General features: G+C 34.2%; 18 protein-coding genes and 1 pseudogene. 1 reads left to right on the top strand and 18 read right to left on the bottom strand.

Features of this window, described 5'->3' with window-relative positions; translation table 11 throughout:
* Nucleotides 1–6: 6 nt before the first annotated feature.
* The 3 genes from HMPREF3267_RS01675 to HMPREF3267_RS01665 form a co-directional block, all read right to left on the bottom strand.
* Entirely contained in the window at nt 7–873 is an 867-nt protein-coding gene (locus tag HMPREF3267_RS01675; RefSeq protein ID WP_002459254.1) for a 2-oxoacid:ferredoxin oxidoreductase subunit beta, read from the bottom strand.
* Nucleotides 874–2,634 carry a 2-oxoacid:acceptor oxidoreductase subunit alpha gene (locus tag HMPREF3267_RS01670; protein ID WP_002459255.1) on the bottom strand — a complete coding sequence of 587 codons (1,761 nt, stop codon included), beginning with the start codon at nt 2,632–2,634 and terminating at the stop codon, nt 874–876.
* A gap of 133 nt (nt 2,635–2,767) precedes the next feature.
* Nucleotides 2,768–3,556 carry a TIGR00282 family metallophosphoesterase gene (locus tag HMPREF3267_RS01665; protein ID WP_002459256.1) on the bottom strand — a complete coding sequence of 263 codons (789 nt, stop codon included), beginning with the start codon at nt 3,554–3,556 and terminating at the stop codon, nt 2,768–2,770.
* A 155-nt stretch (nt 3,557–3,711) separates the two neighbouring features.
* On the opposite strand from HMPREF3267_RS01665, the gene HMPREF3267_RS01660 reads away from it, so the two are divergent.
* Nucleotides 3,712–3,930: a hypothetical protein gene (locus HMPREF3267_RS01660; RefSeq protein WP_002459257.1), complete on the top strand. Its 219-nt coding sequence runs from the start codon at nt 3,712–3,714 to the stop codon at nt 3,928–3,930.
* Nucleotides 3,931–4,286: 356 nt separating this feature from the next.
* On the opposite strand, the gene rny is transcribed toward HMPREF3267_RS01660, so the two are convergent.
* The 15 genes and pseudogenes from rny to ribF all read right to left on the bottom strand — a co-directional run bounded on the left by rny (nt 4,287) and on the right by ribF (nt 22,747).
* Entirely contained in the window at nt 4,287–5,846 is a 1,560-nt protein-coding gene (gene rny, locus HMPREF3267_RS01655) for a ribonuclease Y (RefSeq protein WP_002478266.1), read from the bottom strand.
* 268 nt (nt 5,847–6,114) lie between these two features.
* Complete coding sequence (recA, locus tag HMPREF3267_RS01650) at nt 6,115–7,161, bottom strand: recombinase RecA (RefSeq protein ID WP_002478267.1); 1,047 nt, start codon at nt 7,159–7,161, stop codon at nt 6,115–6,117.
* Nucleotides 7,162–7,334: 173 nt separating this feature from the next.
* A complete protein-coding gene (locus HMPREF3267_RS01645) occupies nt 7,335–8,477 on the bottom strand; it encodes a CinA family nicotinamide mononucleotide deamidase-related protein (protein WP_062077579.1) in 1,143 nt (380 codons plus the stop codon).
* Between the two features lie 170 nt (nt 8,478–8,647).
* Entirely contained in the window at nt 8,648–9,223 is a 576-nt protein-coding gene (pgsA, locus tag HMPREF3267_RS01640; RefSeq protein ID WP_002459261.1) for a CDP-diacylglycerol--glycerol-3-phosphate 3-phosphatidyltransferase, read from the bottom strand.
* 21 nt (nt 9,224–9,244) lie between these two features.
* Nucleotides 9,245–9,637, bottom strand: a complete 393-nt coding sequence (locus HMPREF3267_RS01635; protein WP_002459262.1) for a helix-turn-helix domain-containing protein — start codon at nt 9,635–9,637, stop codon at nt 9,245–9,247.
* Between the two features lie 21 nt (nt 9,638–9,658).
* Nucleotides 9,659–10,492 carry a YmfK family protein gene (locus tag HMPREF3267_RS01630; RefSeq protein ID WP_002459263.1) on the bottom strand — a complete coding sequence of 278 codons (834 nt, stop codon included), beginning with the start codon at nt 10,490–10,492 and terminating at the stop codon, nt 9,659–9,661.
* 97 nt (nt 10,493–10,589) lie between these two features.
* Entirely contained in the window at nt 10,590–11,294 is a 705-nt protein-coding gene (gene ymfI / locus HMPREF3267_RS01625) for an elongation factor P 5-aminopentanone reductase (protein ID WP_062077577.1), read from the bottom strand.
* Nucleotides 11,291–12,583 carry an EF-P 5-aminopentanol modification-associated protein YfmH gene (yfmH, locus tag HMPREF3267_RS01620; RefSeq protein ID WP_062077575.1) on the bottom strand — a complete coding sequence of 431 codons (1,293 nt, stop codon included), beginning with the start codon at nt 12,581–12,583 and terminating at the stop codon, nt 11,291–11,293. The genes ymfI and yfmH overlap by 4 nt, the downstream gene beginning before the upstream one ends.
* Nucleotides 12,576–13,844, bottom strand: coding sequence for an EF-P 5-aminopentanol modification-associated protein YfmF (gene yfmF / locus HMPREF3267_RS01615; RefSeq protein ID WP_062077573.1), 1,269 nt, complete (start codon nt 13,842–13,844; stop codon nt 12,576–12,578). The genes yfmH and yfmF overlap by 8 nt, the downstream gene beginning before the upstream one ends.
* A 77-nt stretch (nt 13,845–13,921) precedes the next feature.
* Nucleotides 13,922–14,656: a GntR family transcriptional regulator gene (locus HMPREF3267_RS01610; protein ID WP_002459267.1), complete on the bottom strand. Its 735-nt coding sequence runs from the start codon at nt 14,654–14,656 to the stop codon at nt 13,922–13,924.
* 3 nt (nt 14,657–14,659) lie between these two features.
* Nucleotides 14,660–16,933: pseudogene (locus tag HMPREF3267_RS01605) on the bottom strand (DNA translocase FtsK); the annotation flags it as partial.
* 370 nt (nt 16,934–17,303) lie between these two features.
* Entirely contained in the window at nt 17,304–18,977 is a 1,674-nt protein-coding gene (rnjB, locus tag HMPREF3267_RS01600; RefSeq protein WP_062077570.1) for a ribonuclease J2, read from the bottom strand.
* Nucleotides 18,978–19,160: 183 nt separating this feature from the next.
* Entirely contained in the window at nt 19,161–21,257 is a 2,097-nt protein-coding gene (pnp, locus tag HMPREF3267_RS01595) for a polyribonucleotide nucleotidyltransferase (RefSeq protein WP_062077568.1), read from the bottom strand.
* Between the two features lie 135 nt (nt 21,258–21,392).
* A complete protein-coding gene (rpsO, locus tag HMPREF3267_RS01590; RefSeq protein WP_002459271.1) occupies nt 21,393–21,662 on the bottom strand; it encodes a 30S ribosomal protein S15 in 270 nt (89 codons plus the stop codon).
* A 113-nt stretch (nt 21,663–21,775) separates the two neighbouring features.
* The gene (gene ribF, locus HMPREF3267_RS01585; protein WP_002459272.1) at nt 21,776–22,747 is read right to left on the bottom strand and encodes a riboflavin biosynthesis protein RibF; all 972 of its coding nucleotides are present in this window, start codon (nt 22,745–22,747) and stop codon (nt 21,776–21,778) included.
* Nucleotides 22,748–22,754: the final 7 nt, after the last annotated feature.

Below are 22,754 nucleotides of genomic sequence, written 5' to 3'. Positions count from 1 at the left end.
AAACTACTATACAAATTGCTCTGTTAAAGTGTTAAATACTTCTTCCGGTAACTGCAAATCTCTTTTAGCCAATGGCGTATCTTCTAACTCTACGATTTGCGACTCATAAGACGGAGTTGAAGTATCTTGATACACTATTCCTTTTACTAAAGATTCATGTTCAATGACTGTTTTCATAGCTAATTGCTTATCCGATGTATCATAATCAGTGATATCTTCTATATTTGTCAAATGTTCTTTAAACCAATCATATGTGTTCACTTTATTATATGTTACGCAAGGTGAGAAAACATTTACAAATGAAAATCCATCATGATTAATTGCATCTTCAATCATTTTTGTTAAAGCTTTAATATCGCTGGAAAATCCTTGAGCGACGAAGGTTGCACCTGAAGATAGCGCTAACTCTAATGGCGCAACATTTTTTTCTATATTGCCTTTAGGTGTTGATTTCGTAACAAAACCAACAGCTGAAGAAGGTGAAGTTTGTCCTTTTGTTAAGCCATAAATTTGATTGTCCATAACGATATAAGTCAAATTCATATTTCTTCTTAATGCGTGGATCGTATGCCCCATACCTATCGCATAGCCATCTCCATCCCCACCTGATGCAATAACAGTTAAATCTTTATTTGCCATTTTTACACCTTGAGCTAAAGGTAATGCTCTACCATGAATAGCATGAACACCATAAGAATTTACATAACCCGATAAACGTCCGGAACAGCCTATACCTGTAATTATGGCTACTTCTTCTGGCTCTAATCCTACATTGGCAGCAGCTTTTTGAATGGCTGCTTGTACTGAGAAATCACCACAACCTGGGCACCAATTTGGTTTGACGCTATTTCTAAAATCTTTAAATGTAGCCAATTAGACCAACTCCTTTAATTCTTTTACAATTTTAAGTCCTTGTTCCTCAATTTCATGTGGTAAAAATGGCGTACCATCATATTTTGTCTGCTGTACTAATTTATCTTGAATCTGCGTATTCATTTTAATAATACTTGCGAGTTGTCCTTGATAATTATGTTCTGCAACAATTACCTTTTTAGCTTTATTGATGGCGTCTTGGATGATTTCTTTAGGAAATGGATGTAATTGGCGAATCTGCATTGTATTAACTTTTATTCCTGCATCTTTTAATCGTGATGTACCTTCTTGAATGGCACCTTTACTTGAGATAAAACCAATGTATAATATATCTGCTTCATCATACGTTTCGTTTGACTCTACAGGATTTTCAATTCGTAGCTGTTCTGTTTTTCTCATTCTTTTATCCATTTGTTCGCATCGATTCATCGCAGCTTCACTTGGTTTACCCTGTTGATTATGCTCTACGCCAGTTACATGATGAATACCACCTTTTACACCAGGTATTGGTCTTGGGGATATACCACTATCTGTTATCGCATAGCGTTTAAAGTATTCCTTATCTCCCTCTTCTCTCTCAATATCAGTTTGGATAATCTCACCACGATTGATTTCAATTTTATTATAGTCTAATGCTTTCACTGTCTGTTTACCTAGAGACAACTGCAAATCACTTAAGACAATAACTGGACATTGATAAATTTCGGCTAAATTAAAAGCTTCAATAGTTAAATAAAATGCATCTTCTGCATCAGTTGGCGCAAGAACAATCTTTGGTATATCACCATGAGTTCCGTATATCATTTGCATAAGATCAGATTGTTCTTGTTTAGTTGGCAAGCCTGTTGAAGGTCCCCCACGCTGCGTATTTACAATAACTAATGGTGTTTCTGTCATACCAGAAAGACCGATTGCTTCCATCATTAAAGATAATCCGGGCCCAGAACTTGCAGTAAATGCTCTTACACCAGCATAATTTGCACCAATAGCCATTGTGGCAGCTGCGATTTCATCTTCAGTCTGTACAACAGCCCCTCCTGCTTTTGGCAAATTAGCAATCATATATTCCATAATTTCAGATGCAGGTGTAATCGGATATGCTGCCATAAATCTTGAGCCTGCTGAAATTGCACCCAGCCCTATAGCATCATTCCCAATCATATATAAATGCGGCGCACTATCCGTTGCTACTAATTCAAAATCTCCTTGAATTTGATCTAATTGCTCTTGCATCAATTGGTATCCTTGATACAATGCAGTTATATTCATATCGACAACTTTGTCGCCTTTTTTCATAAACATATTTCGAATTAAATCTTCGAAAGTTTGTGTATTTAAGTTCATTAAAGCACATGTTGCTCCGACAGCTACCATATTTTTCATTAATGCAGTACCTAACTCTTTTGCAGTTGCAGTTAATGGTAAATCAATGAGTTGTGCTTTACAGTTTTCAGGCTTTTCTGGTTTTGCTTTAGTATCAGCAATAATAATACTATCTGATCTCATTTCGTGATGATTTAATTCGATAGTTTCTTGGTCAAATGCAACAAGGATATCTAAATCATCACTAATAGCATGAACAGGTGTTAATGATACTCTTATTTTATTATTTGTATGACCGCCTTTTATTCGACTCGAAAAGTGTCTATATCCATATAAATAGTATCCTTTTCTGTTCATTGCAGTTGCAAAGATTTCACCTGTAGATTCTATACCTTCACCTTGTTGTCCGCCCACTTTCCACGATAATTGTGGTTTCATATCATAAGCCTCCTGTGGAATTAATTCATCTTAAATAATAACAAAAAGAACCACCGTATTACTATGTCAACAGTGGTAATTTCATAAACTCATACTTATGGACGATAGTCTTCATATCGTTCTTAGGAACTTGTTAAAATGGATGATCTTGATTAATTAGTATCCTTTCAATATGTGATGTTTTTCCTTCTCTATCAAGATCAATCAGCACACCTGACAACACACTGCGTCCATCATCAGGGACAACATGACGTTGCGGTAAACTTGTAATAAATCGCTCAATAACTTCTGTCTTGTTGATACCTAGAATACCATCATAAAAACCAGTCATACCAACGTCTGTAATATATCCCGTGCCTTGGGGTAAAATACGTTCATCTGCTGTTTGTATATGTGTATGTGTACCAACAACAGCACTCACCCGTCCATCTAAATACCAGCCCATTGCATTTTTTTCAGATGTTGTTTCCGCATGAAAATCAACGAATATATATGGTGTTTGTTGTTTAGCCTCATTTATAAGTTCATCTGCTTTTTTAAAAGGATCATCAATAACTGGCATAAAAGAACGTCCTTGTAGATTAATTATAGCTAATTTAATATCATTAATTTGGATAAATCTCATACCCACGCCAGGTGCTTCACTAGGAAAGTTTGCTGGTCGCACCATTCTTTTCGCTTCATCGATAAAATCATATATTTCCCGTTGACCATAGGTATGATTTCCCATTGTAATAAAATCAACGCCGTCTCTTAGCAATTGCTTATATATTTTTTCGGTTAGACCTTTACCGTGTGCAGCATTTTCCGCATTGACAATCGTTATTGTTGGCCTATGTGATTGCTTTATTTTAGGTAGGTATTCTGCTATTGCTTTTCTACCAATTTTCCCTACGATATCTCCTATAAAAAGTATTCTCATGAATTGTTCATCCTTTCATAAATAATTTTAAGTCAAAATCAAAAAGAATTAAAGCAGATTAACTATTTTTATTTTGTTTTAAAGTGCATTTCTTTTTCAGTAAAGAAACCTATGTTAAGATGAATTTATAAAATAATAGGAGTTGTATATATTACATGTCAATTAACATTGATCCAGAAAGATTTGCAGAATTGGTTTTAACAGCAAACCCAGCAAAATCTGAAGATGCTGAAGATATCGCAAAAGAATGTTTAGAGTTATATATTAATGCTTATCGCTTAGCAGAAAGATATTCTAACGTTGCAACAAACTGCTATGACACTGCTGAAGTCATTTCAGAGATGAACAAAGCGGATTTACAATTGAAGCATTAACATACCACACCTATTAACGACAACAATTTGCATATTAATGAATAAACATATAAACATTTAAATTATTAATACAGGTTGCCACCAAAAGTTGAATGAAAATTCTAACTTTTGGTGGCACTTCATATTTCAAATAAATATATTTTTATGATGCCTTACTTTAAGTTCTTAATAAGATGATCAATTATGCATAAGCATTAACCTAACTTATTATTTAATGTTGAACTAATCATTTTTATTTGAAACAATAATGAAGTAAGTTGTGCCTTATAATTAAAAATAACACCTAAAAAAACAAACCTAATATTTTACAACATTAGGTTTGTCGACATTTAAGAAACAGGCACGAAAGGCCTGTTTTATTTAGCATATTCAACTGCTCTGGTCTCACGAACAACTGTCACTTTAATATGACCAGGATATTGAAGTTCTTCTTCGATTTGGTTTTTAATATCTCGTGCAAGGCGATATGATTTTAAATCATCAATTTCATCCGGAGAAACGATTACTCTTATTTCTCGTCCGGCTTGAATAGCAAATGCTTTTTCAACGCCATCGTAACCTTCAGATAATGTTTCTAAGCGTTCTAATCTTCGGATATAATTCTCTAAAGTCTCTTTACGTGCACCTGGTCGTGCAGCGGATAAAGCATCTGCTGCCGCGACTAAAATTGATATGATAGAAGTGGGTTCCACGTCACCATGATGAGAATGAATAGCATTTATTACCGTATCATTTTCGCCGTATTTTTTAGCGAGTTCTACACCAATTTCAACGTGACTACCTTCAACTTCATGGTCTATTGCTTTACCAACATCATGGAGCAAGCCAGCTCTTTTGGCTAAACTTACATCCTCACCTAATTCAGCAGCAAGCATACCTGATAAATGCGCAACTTCAATCGAATGTTTCAACACATTTTGACCGTAGCTTGTTCGATAATTTAAGCGACCTAAAATTTTCACTAATTCAGGATGCATATTATGAATATTCATTTCAAAGGTAGCTTGTTCTCCCGCATCTCGAATGATTTCGTCAACTTCTTTTCTTGCTTTGTCAACCATATCTTCAATTCTACCAGGATGGATTCTACCGTCTGATACTAAATTGACTAATGCTGTTCTTGCAATTTCACGTCTAATTGGATCAAAACCAGATAAAATAACTGCTTCTGGTGTATCATCAATTATCAAATCGATACCTGTTAATGTTTCTAATGTTCGAATATTTCTACCTTCTCTACCAATAATACGACCTTTCATTTCGTCGTTTGGTAAATTAACAACTGATACTGTTGATTCTGTTGTATGATCTGCTGCTAATCTTTGGACAGTTGTAGCTAATAATTCTTTGGCAGTTTTATCGACTTTTTCTTTAGCTTCTGCTTCTTTTTCTTTAACAAGTACTGCAATATCTTGTGACAGTTCTTCTTCAACTCTCTGAAGTTGTTCTCTAACAGCTTCTTCTTGAGTAAGACCGGAGATGCGTTCTAATTCTTGTTCATGCTTCATTATTAATGATTGAACACTACTCTCTTTTGCATCTACTTGTTGTTGTCTTTCTTCAAGTTTAGATTCTTTTTGTTCTAAAATCTCATCTTTTTTGTCTAATAGATCAGATTTTCGATCTAAATTTTCCTCTTTTTGAAGAAGTCGGGCTTCTTGTTTTTGAAGCTCACCACGTCTTTCACGTAATTCTGATTCAGTTTGTTCTCTTAAGATTTGGTTTTCTTCTTTTGCTTCAAGTAACTTTTCTTTTTTGATATTTTCAGCTTCTTTGTTTCCTTGCCTAATAATATCATCAGCGGTTTGTCTTGCTTGTAATTGTTTTTGATGCAACAAATTTCGGGCTACGAAATACCCTACAACAACTCCTAGAATAATCCCAAGCAAAATGAGTAGGAGGGCTAATAAATTCACACAAACACCTCCTTTTTCTAGGGCTATGTTCTGTATATCAAAATCGATATGATTTTATGAAATTTATAATAATCATACAAACTAATTGTACTTTTTTAGTTGTGTGAGTGTCAAGGTAAGAAGCCTATTAATCATTGTAATTCTATTAAAAATAGTGTATAAAAATACCTTGATGGCCATAAAACCAACAAGGTATTTTAAAAGTTATATATTTAATTATTTTGTAGTTAATTAACTATGCGTTAAATCATATCACTCAAACTTGATATCATTCTTCATCAAATAGAGATTCTGGTGCTTTAGCTTCTTTTTCTTCAACATCACCATCAAAAATACCTAATTTTTCTCTTAGTTTACGATCAATATCATCTCTTACTTCTGGATTTTCTTTTAGATAAGTTTTGACATTTTCTTTACCTTGGCCCATTCTATCTCCATTGTATGAGTACCAAGCACCTGATTTATCAACAATATCATGTTCAACACCTAAATCAATGAGTTCTCCCTCTTTAGAGATTCCTTGACCATACATAATATCTACTTCTGCAACTTTAAATGGCGGCGCAACTTTATTTTTAACAACTTTGATTTTCGTTCTATTACCAACGATGTCTTGACCTTGCTTTAATTGTTCTGCACGACGAACTTCTAAACGTACTGAACTATAAAATTTAAGTGCACGGCCACCAGGTGTTGTTTCAGGATTACCAAACATTACGCCAACCTTTTCACGAATTTGATTGATGAAAATGGCTGTCGTATTTGATTTAGAAATTGCACCTGAAAGCTTACGTAATGCTTGAGACATCAAGCGAGCTTGTAAACCTACATGCGTATCTCCCATTTCTCCTTCAATTTCAGCTTTGGGTGTTAAAGCTGCAACTGAGTCCACAACTACAATATCAACAGCTCCACTACGTACAAAGGCTTCAGCGATTTCTAAACCTTGTTCACCATGATCTGGTTGAGAAAGATATAAGTTATCAATATCTACACCTAAAGCAGCTGCATATTCAGGATCTAGCGCATGCTCAGCATCAATAAAAGCTGCAATACCACCATTTTTTTGAACTTCGGCAATTGCATGTAATGCAACGGTCGTTTTACCTGAACTTTCAGGACCATATATTTCTATAATTCTTCCTTTAGGATATCCACCAACTCCTAAAGCATTATCTAATGTCACTGATCCAGTAGATACACTAGATACGCGACGGCCTTTATTATCCCCTAATTTCATTACGGCACCTTTACCGAATGATTTTTCCATATTTTTAATTACAGTATCTAGCGCTTTTTGACGATCATTATCCAAAACGAGACCTCCTAATAGGATTATTTTCCTGTTTATTGTCTTATCATTACTATACAATCATTTCATATAAAATACAAGAGATTTACGAATATTTGTTCGCTATATTTACGGTAAACTTATATTAATTTCATGTTAAAACTAAAAATATACGAACATAAGTTCAAAAAATGATACTATCTTAACCAATTAAGTAATGTTATCAAAGCATAATTTTGACTTCTGCGTCTTAGAATATTTCGTGTTTGTGGCATTTTAAACATTTTAGCTTTAAATGCTTGATCTGTTAATAAACCTATATAGACTTTCTCATCTTCATTCAATAATGCAATTCCCATTTTACTATGGTATGTCTCTTTTATATATAATGCTGACTGTTGCAGCTTGTCATGAATATTTGATGTGTTGCTCAAAAATATTTCTGAATCTGGCAACATTCCTACTAACTTTTGTTTTTCATCTACATCTTTTAAGCGATGATATAATGCACCATTGGTCACACCATCATAAATTGCGTATGAATCAGTTAACTTTTGACTCACGGCTTCTTCTATAAGAATATCATCAGAACCGTAATAATATTCACCAATTCTAGCTAATATCTCATCTTTCACAGGTGCTATTAAATCGTGACAATCTTCTTTAGTATCCGCATTAGCTGTTAAGCGTATATATACCTCATCAGTACCCGCTAATGGTGCAATAGTCGGATTTTCTTGTGCATCAATTAAATCCATTAACAACGTTTCAACTTTTGATTCCCCTATACCAGCAAAACGGAGTTGTTCTGAAAAAATGATATGTTCGCCATCTAATAAATACGGTAATAACTTATTTTTAGCCATTGGACGCATTTCACGCGGTGGTCCTGGAAGTAGGACTATTTTTTTATTACCTTCTGTTATTAACATGCCAGGTGCCATACCATAATCATTTGCTAATACAGTTGAACCTTCTATCACTAAAGCTTGTTGCTTATTATTGGGGGTCATTATTTGCCCTTGAGCATTAAAATAGTCTTGAATAAAGTTAAGTGCCACATCATCTATAACCAGTTGTCGTCCTAAAATATCTGCAACAACCTGTTTGGTTAAATCGTCTTTTGTTGGTCCTAACCCGCCAGTTAATACGATAGTATCAAATCGTGTTAATCCTTGTGATATAGCATGCGCCAATCGTTCTGGATTATCACCAACAACTGTATGTTCTACTACACTTTTTCCAATACTATTAAATAATTTTGATAAATATTGACCATTGGTGTTTGCTATTTGACCTAATAGCAGTTCTGAACCAACCGCTATAATTGATATATTCATAAATTAAAAGCTCCTATTCAATAAAAAATTATCACTTTATGTGTCAAAAACTTGTGCCAATTATTAAATTACAATAAAAACGACCAAGTGTCCTAATAAAAAGTTTATACTTATGAATCACGTCATTTATTATGCGTGTATAAACTTCAGAACATCTTGGTCAGAAATAGCTATTGTTTAAAAACAGCTCTACCTTTATAAAAATATTCAAGGCCAGATAATATTGTAAATAAGACACCGATGTATAGCAATGTTTGTCCTATTGAGAATCCAATCACGTTAACGAACAGATCGCCAAATAGTAGCCAAATAATTGCAACCATCGTTACAGCAGTTTTAATTTTACCTAATTGACCTGCTGCACTTACAAATCCTTGTTCGATTTGTAATAATCGTAGTCCTGTCACAGCAAATTCACGTGCTATAATAATAATCGCTACAACAGAATTAGTTATTCCTAATTCTACCATTACAATCAAGGCGCTTGATACGAGTAATTTATCAGCTAAAGGATCTAAAAATTTCCCCATATTCGTAACCAATTCCCATTTACGCGCCAAATATCCATCAACAAAGTCGCTCAGTGAAGCAACTATAAATACTATCGCACTAATCAACTGCTCAATGCGTATATCGTAGCCTCCTAAAACGGATACCGTACCGAATCCAAAATCTACAAGAGCAAAAAGGATAAATACGGGGATGAGGATAACTCTAAAAACTGTAATCTGGTTAGGTATGTTCATTAAAAAGCCTCATTTCTATATTTAAAAAATTAATACTGCAATAATCCATAGTATAACAGATATGATACTTAGTGAGACGATGATTATACTCAATTGAATAGGTTCTTTATAAGAAACGTGTTGGGTTGGTGGTTCAATACTTTGAAACTGTGTGATTAAATCATCTAGTTGGCTTTGACTATTGGGAATTTCTTCTCTATGTGCAGATACTAATTGGTTATCATCAATATTTACAGTTTTAGCATACTTACGAATAAAACCTTCTGCATAATCTTTTTTAGCCAATAATTCATAATTATTATTCTCAATATGCTGTAATGTTTGACGTTTAATTTGCGTTCGTGACTCTAGTTCAGCTAATGTCATTCCTAAACGTTCTCTTCTATGTTTTAATATTTCACCAACTGTTTTCACTTGATATAGCCTCCAACTTTATTATTCAAAGAAACCAAATCCACCACCAAATGGATCACCAAAATCCAAGTTGTTCTTGCTTTGTACCTTTTGAGTCTGAGCTTTCATATGCTCATATTCAATTTTTTGAAGTTTATTTTCCCGCAATTCTATAATATAGTCAAAATCATCCATAGTATATTCTGATGTTTCTACAAATAAATCGGGATGTTCTACAACCTTAATAGATGGTAATGTCATCACTTCACGCACAAGCTCTTGATGCTTTTGATTGGTTTCTCTACCTGTTACTGCACCATCGATGATATAAACATGATTTGACTCATATTCCCCTTTAATAAGTGAACTTCTAACTGTTTGCTTAATAAGTGTTGAACTAATAAATAACCATCGTTTATGAGCACAAACACTACCTGCAACAATTGACTCGGTCTTGCCAACACGAGGCATTCCTCTTATACCAATAAGCTTATGCCCCTCTTCTTTAAACAATTCAGCCAAAAAATCCACCAACAGTCCTAAATCTTCTCGTTCAAAACGAAAGGTTTTCTTATCATCTGCATCTTGCTCAATGTATCTACCGTGTCTTACAGCTAACCTATCTCGCAATTCAGGAAGTCTTAGTTTGGTTATTTCAATATCATTAACCTCTGAAATAATGTTTTCAAAACGTTTTACTTTTTCGAGGCTATCGGTTTTGATTAACAAGCCTCTCTTGCCTTGATCCACACCATTAATCGTAACAATGCTGATGCCGAGCATACCGAGAAGGCTTGATACATCTCCTAGCAAACCTGGACGATTTAACGTAATCCTATACTCAAGATACCATTCTTTCTTTTCAATTATGGCCATCAGTCATCCCCCTTGTAGATAACATCAATTTATTAAAGCTATTATAACACTTCAAATGATTACATGAATATAAGAAAATAAACAACAAAATATCTTATTAAATATACCAACCGCCGTTAATTTTTTGCACTGTTCCAGTGATACTACGTGCTAAAGGATGGCATAAATATGAACAGGTATGTGCAATTTCAGCCGGTGTCACAAGTCGCTGTTGTGGAATGTTCTGTATAATTTCTGCTAAATCATCCTCAGACCAGATATCGCTCATTCGCCCTGAAACTATACCGGGCGCAATAGCATTAACGGTCACCGTCGTCAAAGCCAATTCTTGACTCAATGCTTTAACAAAACTTATTTGTGCACCTTTCATCGCCGAATAAATTGTTTCCATACTTGCGCCAGTCTCACCCCAAATAGAAGAGATAACAATCACTCTTCCATGTTGACTTTGTCGTAATTTATCAATAAAAAAACGGCAACAACGCATCATTTGTTTAACATGAATATAATAACTCTTATCCATATCATCATCCGTCATATCTTGGAGCATACCGTATAGGGCTACGCCGCTACAATAGATAAGGCAATCCAGTTTATCAATGTGTCCAAATGTTTGCTCTAAATCGATATTTTGACTTAAATCTGCTTGAATAAAAGATACACTTTTACCATGATATTTTTCTCGCAAATCTTCGATATCGCTGCGATAATAATGCAAAATAACATCATAACCGTCAGATAATAAGCGCTCAACAATTGCCGTTCCAATACTTCCTGATCCGCCTAACACTAATGCCTTCATTGTGTCTCAATCTCCAAACGACTATCTACTTGTTGTTCAAGATTTAAATAAGCCATTGTCGTTTCATTAATACTTTCAAGTGTAATACGTTCAACAATATCTAGTAACTCAAAGACACTAACTCCCTCAAAATATAATTTAGTATACTGATTAGCTATATATTCAGGAGAGTTTAAACTAGAAATGTATTCGCCTATAAATTGTTTTTTTAGTAATTGGAACGTTGCATCATCTGTAAGCTGTCCACGATTTTGAGCTAACTCATTGAGTAATAATTCTTTTAATTTGTCAGGTTGTTGTGTTGCACTCGTAATAACTGAGAAACTATAGCTTGGCTCTAGCACAAACTGATAACCAAATGTTTCGTCTATCAATGATTCATTAAGTAGCATTTGATAAAAATCTGTTTCCTCACCGAAAACTAATTCAAAAAATAATGTCATTTCTAGATCTTTTTGAACAAATTGTTGTGGTGACAAATCACCTGGCGTATTTTTAAAACCAAGCATAATTCGTGGAGACTGCAATTTCATACATTCACGCACATTAGCATCTTTAACATATGACGGTTCATCCACTAAAGATCGTTCTATCGTAGGTTGATAGACTTTGTCTCGTTTCGCTTCATGCTTTTCAACAATTTGGCATATTTCTTCCGGATTAACGTCTCCAACAACAAACAACACCATATTGGAAGGATGATAAAACGTTTCATAACAGCGATATAAATCATCTTTTGTAATATGGTAGATACTTTCGACACTTCCAGCAATATCCACCCTGATTGGATGGTGATGGTACATAGCTCTTAGTGTATTAAACATTAATTTATAACCTGGTTGTTCTTGATACATTTTGATTTCTTCTGCTATGATTCCTTTTTCTTTTTCAACAGTTTCTTCCGAAAAATAAGGCTGTTCAACCATGGACAATAAACGAATAATATTGGCTTCAATTTGATCAGTTGCACTAAACAAATAACTTGTACGATCAAAACTAGTAAATGCATTTGCTTGAGCACTGTCTTGAGCAAATGATGTAAATAAGTCTTCGCCTTGCTCTTTTTCAAATAATTTATGTTCTAAAAAATGGGCTACGCCATCTGGTACAGTTACAAAATCATCTTGACCAAATGGTTTGAATTTACTATCAAGGGAACCAAATTGCGTCGTATATGTAACAAATGTTTTTTGAAATCCTTTTTTAGGAATGATAAATAAACGCAATCCATTGTCTAGTTCTTTTTCATAAACACGCTCATCAATAAGTTCATAATAATGTTCATTCATTTATGTCATCTCCTTTTGTTAAGACATAAATTGTATCTAATTGAGCTTGGTTTACTAATTCGATTATGTCTTCTTTGGTTACTTTATTTATAGCATCAATATATTGTTCGTTACTTTGAGGATAATCAAGTAGTAATTGATTATGCATTATTTCGATAATACTTTTTGGTCTATCCATCGATTCATAGCGCTGGGATGCAATAACCTTTTTGGCTAAAGCTAATTTTTCTTCGCTAAAGTTTCCATTTTTAAACTTATCAAATTCATCTAAAATAGTTTGCTTAGCAACTTGGTATTTATCGACTGAAACACCACTTAACACAAATAAATAACCATTTTTACCATCGATTTGTGAATGAATAGAATATGCTAAACTTTGTTTTTCACGCACTTCACTAAATAAAACCGAAGATGGATCTCCACCAAACATCATATTAAAAACAACAAATGTGTAATAATTTGCGTTTCCATAAATAGCAGGGAAACGATAACCTAAATTCAATTTAGCTTGATCAACCACATCATAGTCTTTGATATCTTGAACTTGGATTTCATTTGCTAAGTCTAGATTTTCGTCAACTTTTTCAAGTGTAATGGAAGACATAGGGAACTTTTGTTCAATCATTTTTGTAACATGTGCATCATCTACATTTCCTACAATATAAACGGAAGATGTATCATTAGTAATCATAGCTTGATATGTATTGTATAGACTCGTTGGCGTAACCTGATCTATTTGTTCTAACTGGCCTGTTGCTAAAAAACGATAGGCTTCATATTTAAACATATGTTTCATCAAATTTAAAAATGCAAACTGTGATTTATTGTCAACCATGGATTCTAATTTCTTAGTAAGTAATGTTTTTTCTTGCGTTACATATGTATTATGAAAAGCTTTATCATGAATAAGTGGATTCCAAATCACTTCGTAAAGTAAGTCTAACCCTTTTTCAAGGAGTGGTGTTGTATCCTTTAAATAACGTTCATTAACAATCTCCAATGAAATACTTACTACATGTTGATTCTTATATTTGGATACAGAACTATTGATGTAAGCACCATATAAACCTGCTAAATGTTGATTGAAAGCCTTGTCTGTAGGGAAGTGTTGTGTAGCCCTGGTTAAAACTTTGCTGAGCACTGATCTTTGTGTAATCGTCTCATAATTTAATGGGGTCATAAACTTAAAAGTTATAGTCGTTGTTTTGAACTTTTCTGTGGAAAATATATGAATATTATTCTGTTTTTCTTTCTCTGTCATATTCTTTCGCCTCTCTTTCAAAGTTGTCTTTCTACTACCATTTATAAAGCTTATTAATTACAACTAATAAAACAACCTTAAAATGTATCGCTATTCTCGCCTTTGCATCTAGTTATTTTAAATTTAACTAAGCTGCTTTTTAAATAATTTAAAGAATAAAGAATGGGCTGCTGATTTTCGTCATAATGCGTAACCTTTAACATCATTAAGCTTTCGTGGGGAGAAGCATTTAATACTTCTGAAATATGTGGCTCATAGCTAATAGCTTCAACCTCTGTTTCGGCATATTCAATACTTAAACCCGTGTTATCTTCTATTGCCTTCAACATTGAACCACTGCGCGATTGATACTCTGTACAGGTCAAATGATGGTTTGCTATTTTGTCTAAACAATAAACGACAGGCACTTGATTTGCTGTGCGTATACGTTCTATTACAGTAATCAATTCTTGATCTTGTATACCTAACTTTTCTGCATCTAAAATACTCGCTGGCTGCTGTTCTAAACTTAAATATTCTGTTCCTGATTGATATCCAGCACATGTTATCATTTCACTAATGCTAAATAATTTATTTAGCGGATAGTAAAAAGGGTGAAGTGCTTTCACACTTGGCCCTTCTTCAAAGTTATCCGTTAATACCTGCTCTGTGATAAGTTCACCAATAGCATCATAAACATCATCTGTTTTCACATGAAGTTCACGTGCAATTGCTAAATTGCTAGGAAGTTTGTCACCAGGTAGATATTTATTTGAATGTATTTGATTTAAAATATATTCTTTCACTTTAAAAATAGCGGTCAATTCTGCCATGATTTACACCTCATCATTATCTAAATCAATTAATACTTGTCGTGGTTTACTTCCTTTTTGTGGACCAATCACTTGGTTTCTTTCTAAATCATCCATTAATCTTGATGCTCTATTGTATCCAATTCTAAATTGTCTTTGCAATAATGACGTACTCGCTTTCTGCTTTTCTAAAACAAACAAGTAAGCTTCATCATATAATTCATCTTCACTTTTCATCTCTGATTTATCTACTGGTGCGTCTGGTTCCATTTCTTTTACATAGTTTGCTTGTTGTTGTTCCACAACATAATTCACTACTTCTTGGACTTCATAATCACTTAAAAATGCACCTTGCACACGCGTTTGCGATGATTCGCCATTTCCAACATAAAGCATATCACCCTTACCAAGAAGTTTCTCAGCACCACCTGAGCCAATAATTGTTCTTGAATCAGTTTGTGAACTCACTGCAAACGCAATACGTGACGGTATGTTATTTTTAATAATACCAGTAATAACATCTACAGAAGGTCGTTGTGTTGCAACAATTAAATGAATACCTGCCGCTCTTGCCATTTGTGTAATACGTTGTATGGCGTTTTCAACATCTTTTCCTGCTACCATCATTAAATCAGCTAACTCATCTACAATAACAACAATATATGGTAATTCCGCTTGCTTTTCGTCTAACTCAGCATTTTGTTGACGAATATATTGATTATAACCTTCTATATTACGTGTTGATGAATGTTGGAACAAATCATAGCGTCGTTCCATCTCAGCAACAATTTTTTCAAGTGCTTGTGCAGCTTTATGTGGATTAGTAACAACAGGTATTAATAAATGTGGAATTCCATTGTATACATTTAATTCTACCATTTTAGGGTCAATTAACATAAGTTTTACTTCGTGTGGTTTTGCATTAAGTAATATACTCGTGATAATGCCGTTAATACAGACAGATTTACCGCTACCTGTCGATCCTGCTACTAATAAATGCGGCATTTCATTAAGTTGTATTGTCATAGGATTCCCAGAAATATCACGACCTAAGCCAACTTCTAATTTATTTTGAGCTGGGAATTTTGAATCTAATACTTCTTTAAGCGTTACCAATGAAATTTTATCATTAGGCACTTCAATTCCTACTGCAGACCGCCCTGGAATTGGTGCTTCTATTCTTACATCCTTTGCTGCTAAGGCTAACGCAATATCATTATGTAAGTTAACTATCTTACTTACTTTAACGCCTTGAGCTGGTTGAATTTCATATTGTGTTACTGCAGGTCCAATTTTAATTTGTGTAACTTTTGCATTCACACCAAAGTTCTTTAACGTTGTTTCTAGTACACGACCTTTACGTTGCACTTCTGCTTTAGATGTCGTTTGTTGCTTAGTCGGTTGATTCAACAATGATAAAGGCGGAATATGATATGCTTCATTGGCCACTTCACCCGCTTCAGAAATCGAGCTACCTACTTGGTCATCAATCATTGTTTCCTCATTGGTTTCAGCTTCTAATGATGGTGCTTTGTTTTCATCAGTATCTGAATTCATATCAGTTGTTTCAAAGCGACGTTTTTTTCGTGAAGAATGATTAGCCTGCCCTTTTTCATTATGATTATAAATAGGAATATCATTATTACCTGTTATTTCAGGTAAGTCAGATACATCTTTGACTTCAGAGTCTTGCTGACCATTTTCTAGTAATTGCTGCTGTTTTTCTTCTGAACGTTGTTGCTTTTTCTCTTGTGCTTTAATACGTTGTTGCTTTATTTTAGCAGATGCTGCTTGGCTGAAATCTTTAATTTTTGTGAATAATGATTTTAATACATCACGATGTCTCAATTTCATAATTAAAATGATACTAGATGCACTTAACACAATGGTGATTAATATGACACCTATAATTGAAACTAATGGTTCAAATATTGCTAATAGATAAAAACCTATCAAGCCGCCACCAAAATCAGGAAAACGGGAAGAATCATAAGCGCTATAAACGTATGATAACACCGGTTCTCTCTCCGCTAATACACCTTTAGTAAAATGAAAATTGAGTTGTGCTATCAATAACAAGACAAATTGTAATAAAAATATACCTGATGTCCGTCTTGATTTCGGTATTTTACCAGCAAAAGCAATATAAAGTGATATTAAACTAATAAGAATATAAGTCATGTAGCGACTCCAACCAAATAGATAATTAAAAAAACTATCCACTGCACGACCTATAATCCCTAATTGAAATAAACCAAATATCGATATTGCGATAACAATGATTGCGAATATGAAACGTACTGAATTATCACTGCTATTTTTTCTATTTCTTGACGATCTACGCGCGGTTGTTTTTTTCTTTCTAGAAGTAGTTTTCTTCTTTGTTTGTGGCAAACTCATACACCTTCTTTTTAATCTTTAACATGATATAACATCTGTGTTGCTTATGTATTGTTGTTCTGTGTCATAACATAAATGATTAAAGAGGTAGGGCGACATATTCACTAATAGATAACTTTATCAAGCAACCGACTGGCTACATTATGATAACACTATCATCTATCATTCTACATGTACTGCGACACTCTGATAGCATCATTGTACAAATTCAAGTGATACGACCCAACCTCTTTATATAAATGTGAACAACTCACTAGAAGCTAATTTATTAAATTTCTGAGATAACTGGTATAATCATTGGACGACGTTTCGTACTCTCAAATAATAGCTTGCTAATTTGGTCCCTCATATTTTGCTTAATTTCAGACCATTCAATACGTTTTTCTTGTAGACCGGCTTCTACGATTTCACGCACTTTTTCTTCTGCTTCTTTTAAAAGTTCTTCACTTTCCCGAACATAGACAAATCCTCTTGATTGAATTTCAGGTCCAGCAGCGATACGACGATGTTTAGGGTCTAACGTTACGACAGCAATAAAAATGCCATCTTCTGCTAGTAAATGACGATCTCTTAACACGATATTACCTACATCACCAACACCGATACCATCAATTAAAACATTGCCTGATGTAACTTTCTCACTCAAAGTCATGTCTTTACCGTCGTAATGCATGACGTCACCTTTTTCAACTAAAAAGATTTTTTCTGGAGCAACGCCAGTTTCATTAGCTAATTTAGCATGCGCAATTTGCATTTTAAATTCACCTTGTACTGGAATAAAGTACTCTGGTTTCATAATATTAAGCATCATTTTTAATTCTTCCATGCAACCGTGACTAGAAGCATGTATTTTTTTATTATTAGGAACGATATGTGCACCTGCACGAACCAACTCATTTAAAGAATTACCAATAATAACTTCCATATTAGCAGAAGCTGTAATGGCTAGATACACTGAATCACCTTTTTGAATGTTCATAATTTTATGTTTATTACGTGCCATTTGACTTAATGCTTCAATAGGTTCGCCTTCCATTCCAGAGGCGATAATAACAACTTCATTTTTCGGATAATTTTCAACTTCATCAATTGGAATAAGGAGATCTTTAGGTATATCAAAATATCCCATCTTACGTGCAATATTAAATGAGCTTTCTAGTGATCTGCCTAAGAATGAAACTTTACGATTTAACTTACTAGCAGTATTTAACACCTGCTGAATACGAATAAAGTTTGATGCATAACATGATACAATAATTCGTCCTTTTGCTTTAGCAAATGCATCATAAATGTGCGTTTCAATGACATTTTCTGGTGTGTTGTAACCAGGTTTTTCCGCTTCTGTAGAATCACTTATTAACGCAAAAACACCATTCTCTCCTATTTCTGACATTCGTTTTAAATCTGGCGCATAGTTTCCTTGTAAGCTTTGGTCAAACTTAAATTCGCCTGTATAGACAATGGCACCATATGATGTATGAATACAAATACCTAAACTATCTGGAATACTATGTGTTGTATTGAAAAACGTAATATTTACATTTTTGAATTTCATCACTGAATCATGATTAACTGTATAATAGCGTACTTTTTTCTTTATATTACGCGCTTTCATATTCTCTTTAACAAGTGCCAATGTAAGCTTTGATCCATAGACTGGAACATCTAACTGCTCTAAAATATAACTTACTGCACCAATGGCATGTTCATGTCCATGAGTCAAGAAAATCCCTTTTAAACGCGCTTTATTTTCTAGGACATACGTAATATCCGGTATAACAATGTCAACACCTAGCATTTCATCTTCTGGAAACATCAAGCCGGCGTCTAATATAAACATCTCATCGTCAACTTCGACGATATACATATTCTTTGCGATTTCACCCACGCCACCTAAGGGTATGATGCGAATATCTTTATTTTTTTTCTTAATTAAACTCAAAATGTTACCTCCTATAAAAATTCCCGTCCAAATATATACTCATTCATTATTATAAGTTAAATTGTACGCTGTGTACACTATTAAAACCATTTCAACTCCGGTTAAAAAATAGAAAAGGTAGCGCGTCTAGCACACTACCTAAAACTTCATTAATTGATTTAATTCGTTTTAAAAAACAGAACCTTATTCAACAAGTACTTTATGAGAGGCATTGACGCGACCTTGTTTATCGATTTCAGTGATTTTAACTTTAATCGTATCTCCAATTTTCAAGACATCTTCAACTTTATTAATGCGGTCTTTTGAAATTTGAGAAATGTGTAATAATGCATCTTTGCCTGAGAATATTTCTACAAACGCACCATATTTTTCAATACGTTTTACTTTTGCATCATAAATTTGACCAACTTCAGCTTCACGTGTAATCGCTTCAATGATTTCTTTTGAACGATTAATCATTGCTTGATCTACAGCCCCAATATAAATTGTTCCATCTTGTTCAATATCTAATTTCACACCTGTTTCATCAATAATTTCATTGATTTTTTTGCCTCCAGGTCCAATGACATCTCTAATTTTATCTGGATTAATGTGCATAATTTCTACTTTTGGTGCGTATGCACTAAGCTCAGCACGTGGATGATCAATCGTTTGTAACATGTGGTCCATAATCGCTAAGCGACCTTTACGTGCCTGTTCTAAAGCCTCTTCAATAACTTCACGTGTTAACCCATCAATCTTAATATCCATTTGGATTGCCGTAATACCATCTTTTGTACCAGCAACTTTGAAATCCATGTCTCCTAAGGCATCTTCCATACCTTGTATGTCTGTTAAGATTGTATAGCTGTCTTCACGTGTAACAAGACCCATCGCAATACCTGCAACCGGTGCTTTAATTGGTACACCTGCATCCATTAAGGCCAAAGTAGAACCACAAATGGATGCTTGTGAAGATGAACCATTAGATTCAAGTACTTCACTCACGATTCTTATTGTATAAGGGAATTTAGATGTATCCGGAATAATGTGACGTAATGCGCGTTCACCTAAAGCACCATGTCCGATTTCTCGACGTCCTGGTGCTCTTACAGGACCCGTTTCACCAACTGAGAAATTAGGAAAATTATAATGATGCATAAATCGTTTTTCTTGTTCAGGTCCTAAACCATCAATAATTTGATAATCACCTAAGGCTCCGAGTGTCAATACAGACAATGCTTGAGTTTGTCCACGTGTAAACAATCCTGACCCATGTGCTCTTGGTAAAATACCAACTTCAGATTCTAAAGGACGAATCTCATCTGGTTTACGCCCATCAGGTCGGATTTTTTCGTCTGCAATAAGACGACGTACTTCTTCTTTAACTAGATCATTTAAAATTGCATGAACTTCATTAATTAGCAATTCATTCTCAGGATCAGCTTCGTCTATAAATTCTGCTGCAATTTCCGCTTTTAACTCGTCTAAGTTATCATCACGTTGTTTTTTATCGAATGTTAACACCGTTTCTTTAAGACTTTTTTCTTCTGTTAATGCTTGTACTCTACTAACTAACGCTTCATCGCGTTCAACTGGAATAAACTCTGACTTAACTGGTTGGAGATGATCAACAATTTGTTGTTGGAATTCAACAAGACGTTTTATTTCATCATGCCCAAAGAAAATAGCCTCTAACATTTCCTGTTCTGTGATTTCACTTGCACCGGCTTCAACCATATTAACAGCATCTTTATGCCCTGCAACCTCTAAATCCAAACGAGATTGCTCTTTTTGTTCCAATGTAGGATTAATAACATATTTGCCATCTACATAACCAACATTCACACCGGCAATTGGACCTTGGAATGGAATATCAGATACGCTAAGCGCCATTGATGAACCAATCATCGCTGCCATTTCAGGTGAGCAATCAGGATCTGCACTTAAGACGATATTCATAATTTGAACATCATGTTTATATCCTTTAGGAAACAAAGGTCTAATCGGTCTATCGATAAGTCGTGCTGTTAATGTCGCTTCATCTCCAGGACGACCTTCTCTTTTTTTAAAGCCACCAGGGATTTTACCAGCAGCATACATTTTTTCTTCATAATTTACTGTTAATGGGAAAAAGTCACCATCACGTGGTTCTTTTGACGCAACAGCAGTTGATAAGACAACTGTATCGCCATAACGTACCAAAACAGCACCGTTAGCTTGCTTAGCTAATTGTCCTGTCTCTATTGTTAATGAACGGCCGGCCCATTCAGTTTTGAAAACTTTCTTTTCTTGAGACATTATGAATCTCCTCTCTTCATTCTAATATATATATCATATCATTAATTTTTGAATTTTTATAATAGTTATTTGTCTTATTTCTATAAAAAAAGGAAAGCCCTAAGTGAATAGAACTTCCCTCAAAGTGTATTAAGATTAACGACGAATACCTAATGATTTAATCAATTCACGGTAACGTTGAATATCTTTGCTACGTAAGTAGTTTAATAAATGTCTACGACGACCTACCATTTTCAATAGTCCACGACGTGAATGATGGTCTTTTTTATGAGTACTTAAATGTTCGTTTAATGCTGAAATTTCAGCAGTTAAAACAGCAATTTGTACTTCTGGTGAACCAGTATCTGTTTCGTGTACACGGTATTCTTTAATAATTTCATTCTTACGTTCTTGAGTGATTGCCATAATCAATTCCTCCTATAATTTGTATACACCTCAATCTGAGCTAGGCGTCGGAGTCTCAACCTGCCAAGATAAAGGATTATATTGGTTGATGTCTTTATTTACAAAACTCAACTTTATATATTATATGATACTTCATCGCCAAAATCAACTGCCAGTAAATATTGGGCTTTAGCTTTATCTTCATTCATCTGTTCAACTAGCGGATCAATGCCATCAAATTTAACTTCAGGTCGTAAATAATGATGCCAATAAACAATGACCCTTTCACCATAGATATTTTCATCAAAATCAAAAATATTAACTTCTATTACAATTTCCGCTTTAGAAGGATCATGGAATGTTGGCTTTACACCAACATTTGCTACACCACGATACAATCTCTTTTCTGCACCAATAGCCATACTAACAGCATATACACCTTTTTTCGGTAGCACATAATCATCACTAGGTTGAACATTCGCGGTTGGAAAACCAATCGTACGCCCTCTTTTTTCACCTTGTACAACGGTACCTTTTAAACGGTATAAATAACCTAATTCATTGTTAGCTTTTTGCAAATGACCTTCTTGCAAAGCCTGACGAATAGCAGTAGTAGAAATTTTTTCGGCTTCAATTTCTTGCTTTCCAACAATGGTCGTATTAAAGTCGTCCATTTCTTTTAATACTGTCATATTTCCTTTGCCAAATTTACCATAAGTAAAATCAAAACCAGCAACCACTTCTTTAACATGGTTATTTATAATATAATTTTGAACAAAATCTTCTGCAGTCACATCAGCAAAACGCGAAGAAAAATTAATGACAATGCAATAATCGATATTTTGTTGTTCAATCATCTCTAATTTATCAGTCAAAGGTGTTAAATATGTAGTTCTTTTTCTTTTTGGGTTTAGAACGACAGAAGGATGTGGATCAAATGTCATAACTGCTTTTTTCAAGTTATGCGCTTCAGCACGTTCGTTGAGTGTTTCAAAAACCTTTAAATGACCTTTATGCATACCATCAAAAAAGCCAAAAGCCATCGCAACATCTTCGTTAATCAGTTGTTCCGGCTGTATAGGATGCGTTACTTCTATCACTTTCATTAATATT

This window comes from Staphylococcus sp. HMSC62D11, assembly GCF_001839145.1.
GTDB classification, from domain to species: Bacteria; Bacillota; Bacilli; order Staphylococcales; family Staphylococcaceae; genus Staphylococcus; species Staphylococcus lugdunensis.
Note: the sequence above shows the minus strand (reverse complement) of the source record. Positions and strands in the feature narration are given on the sequence as shown.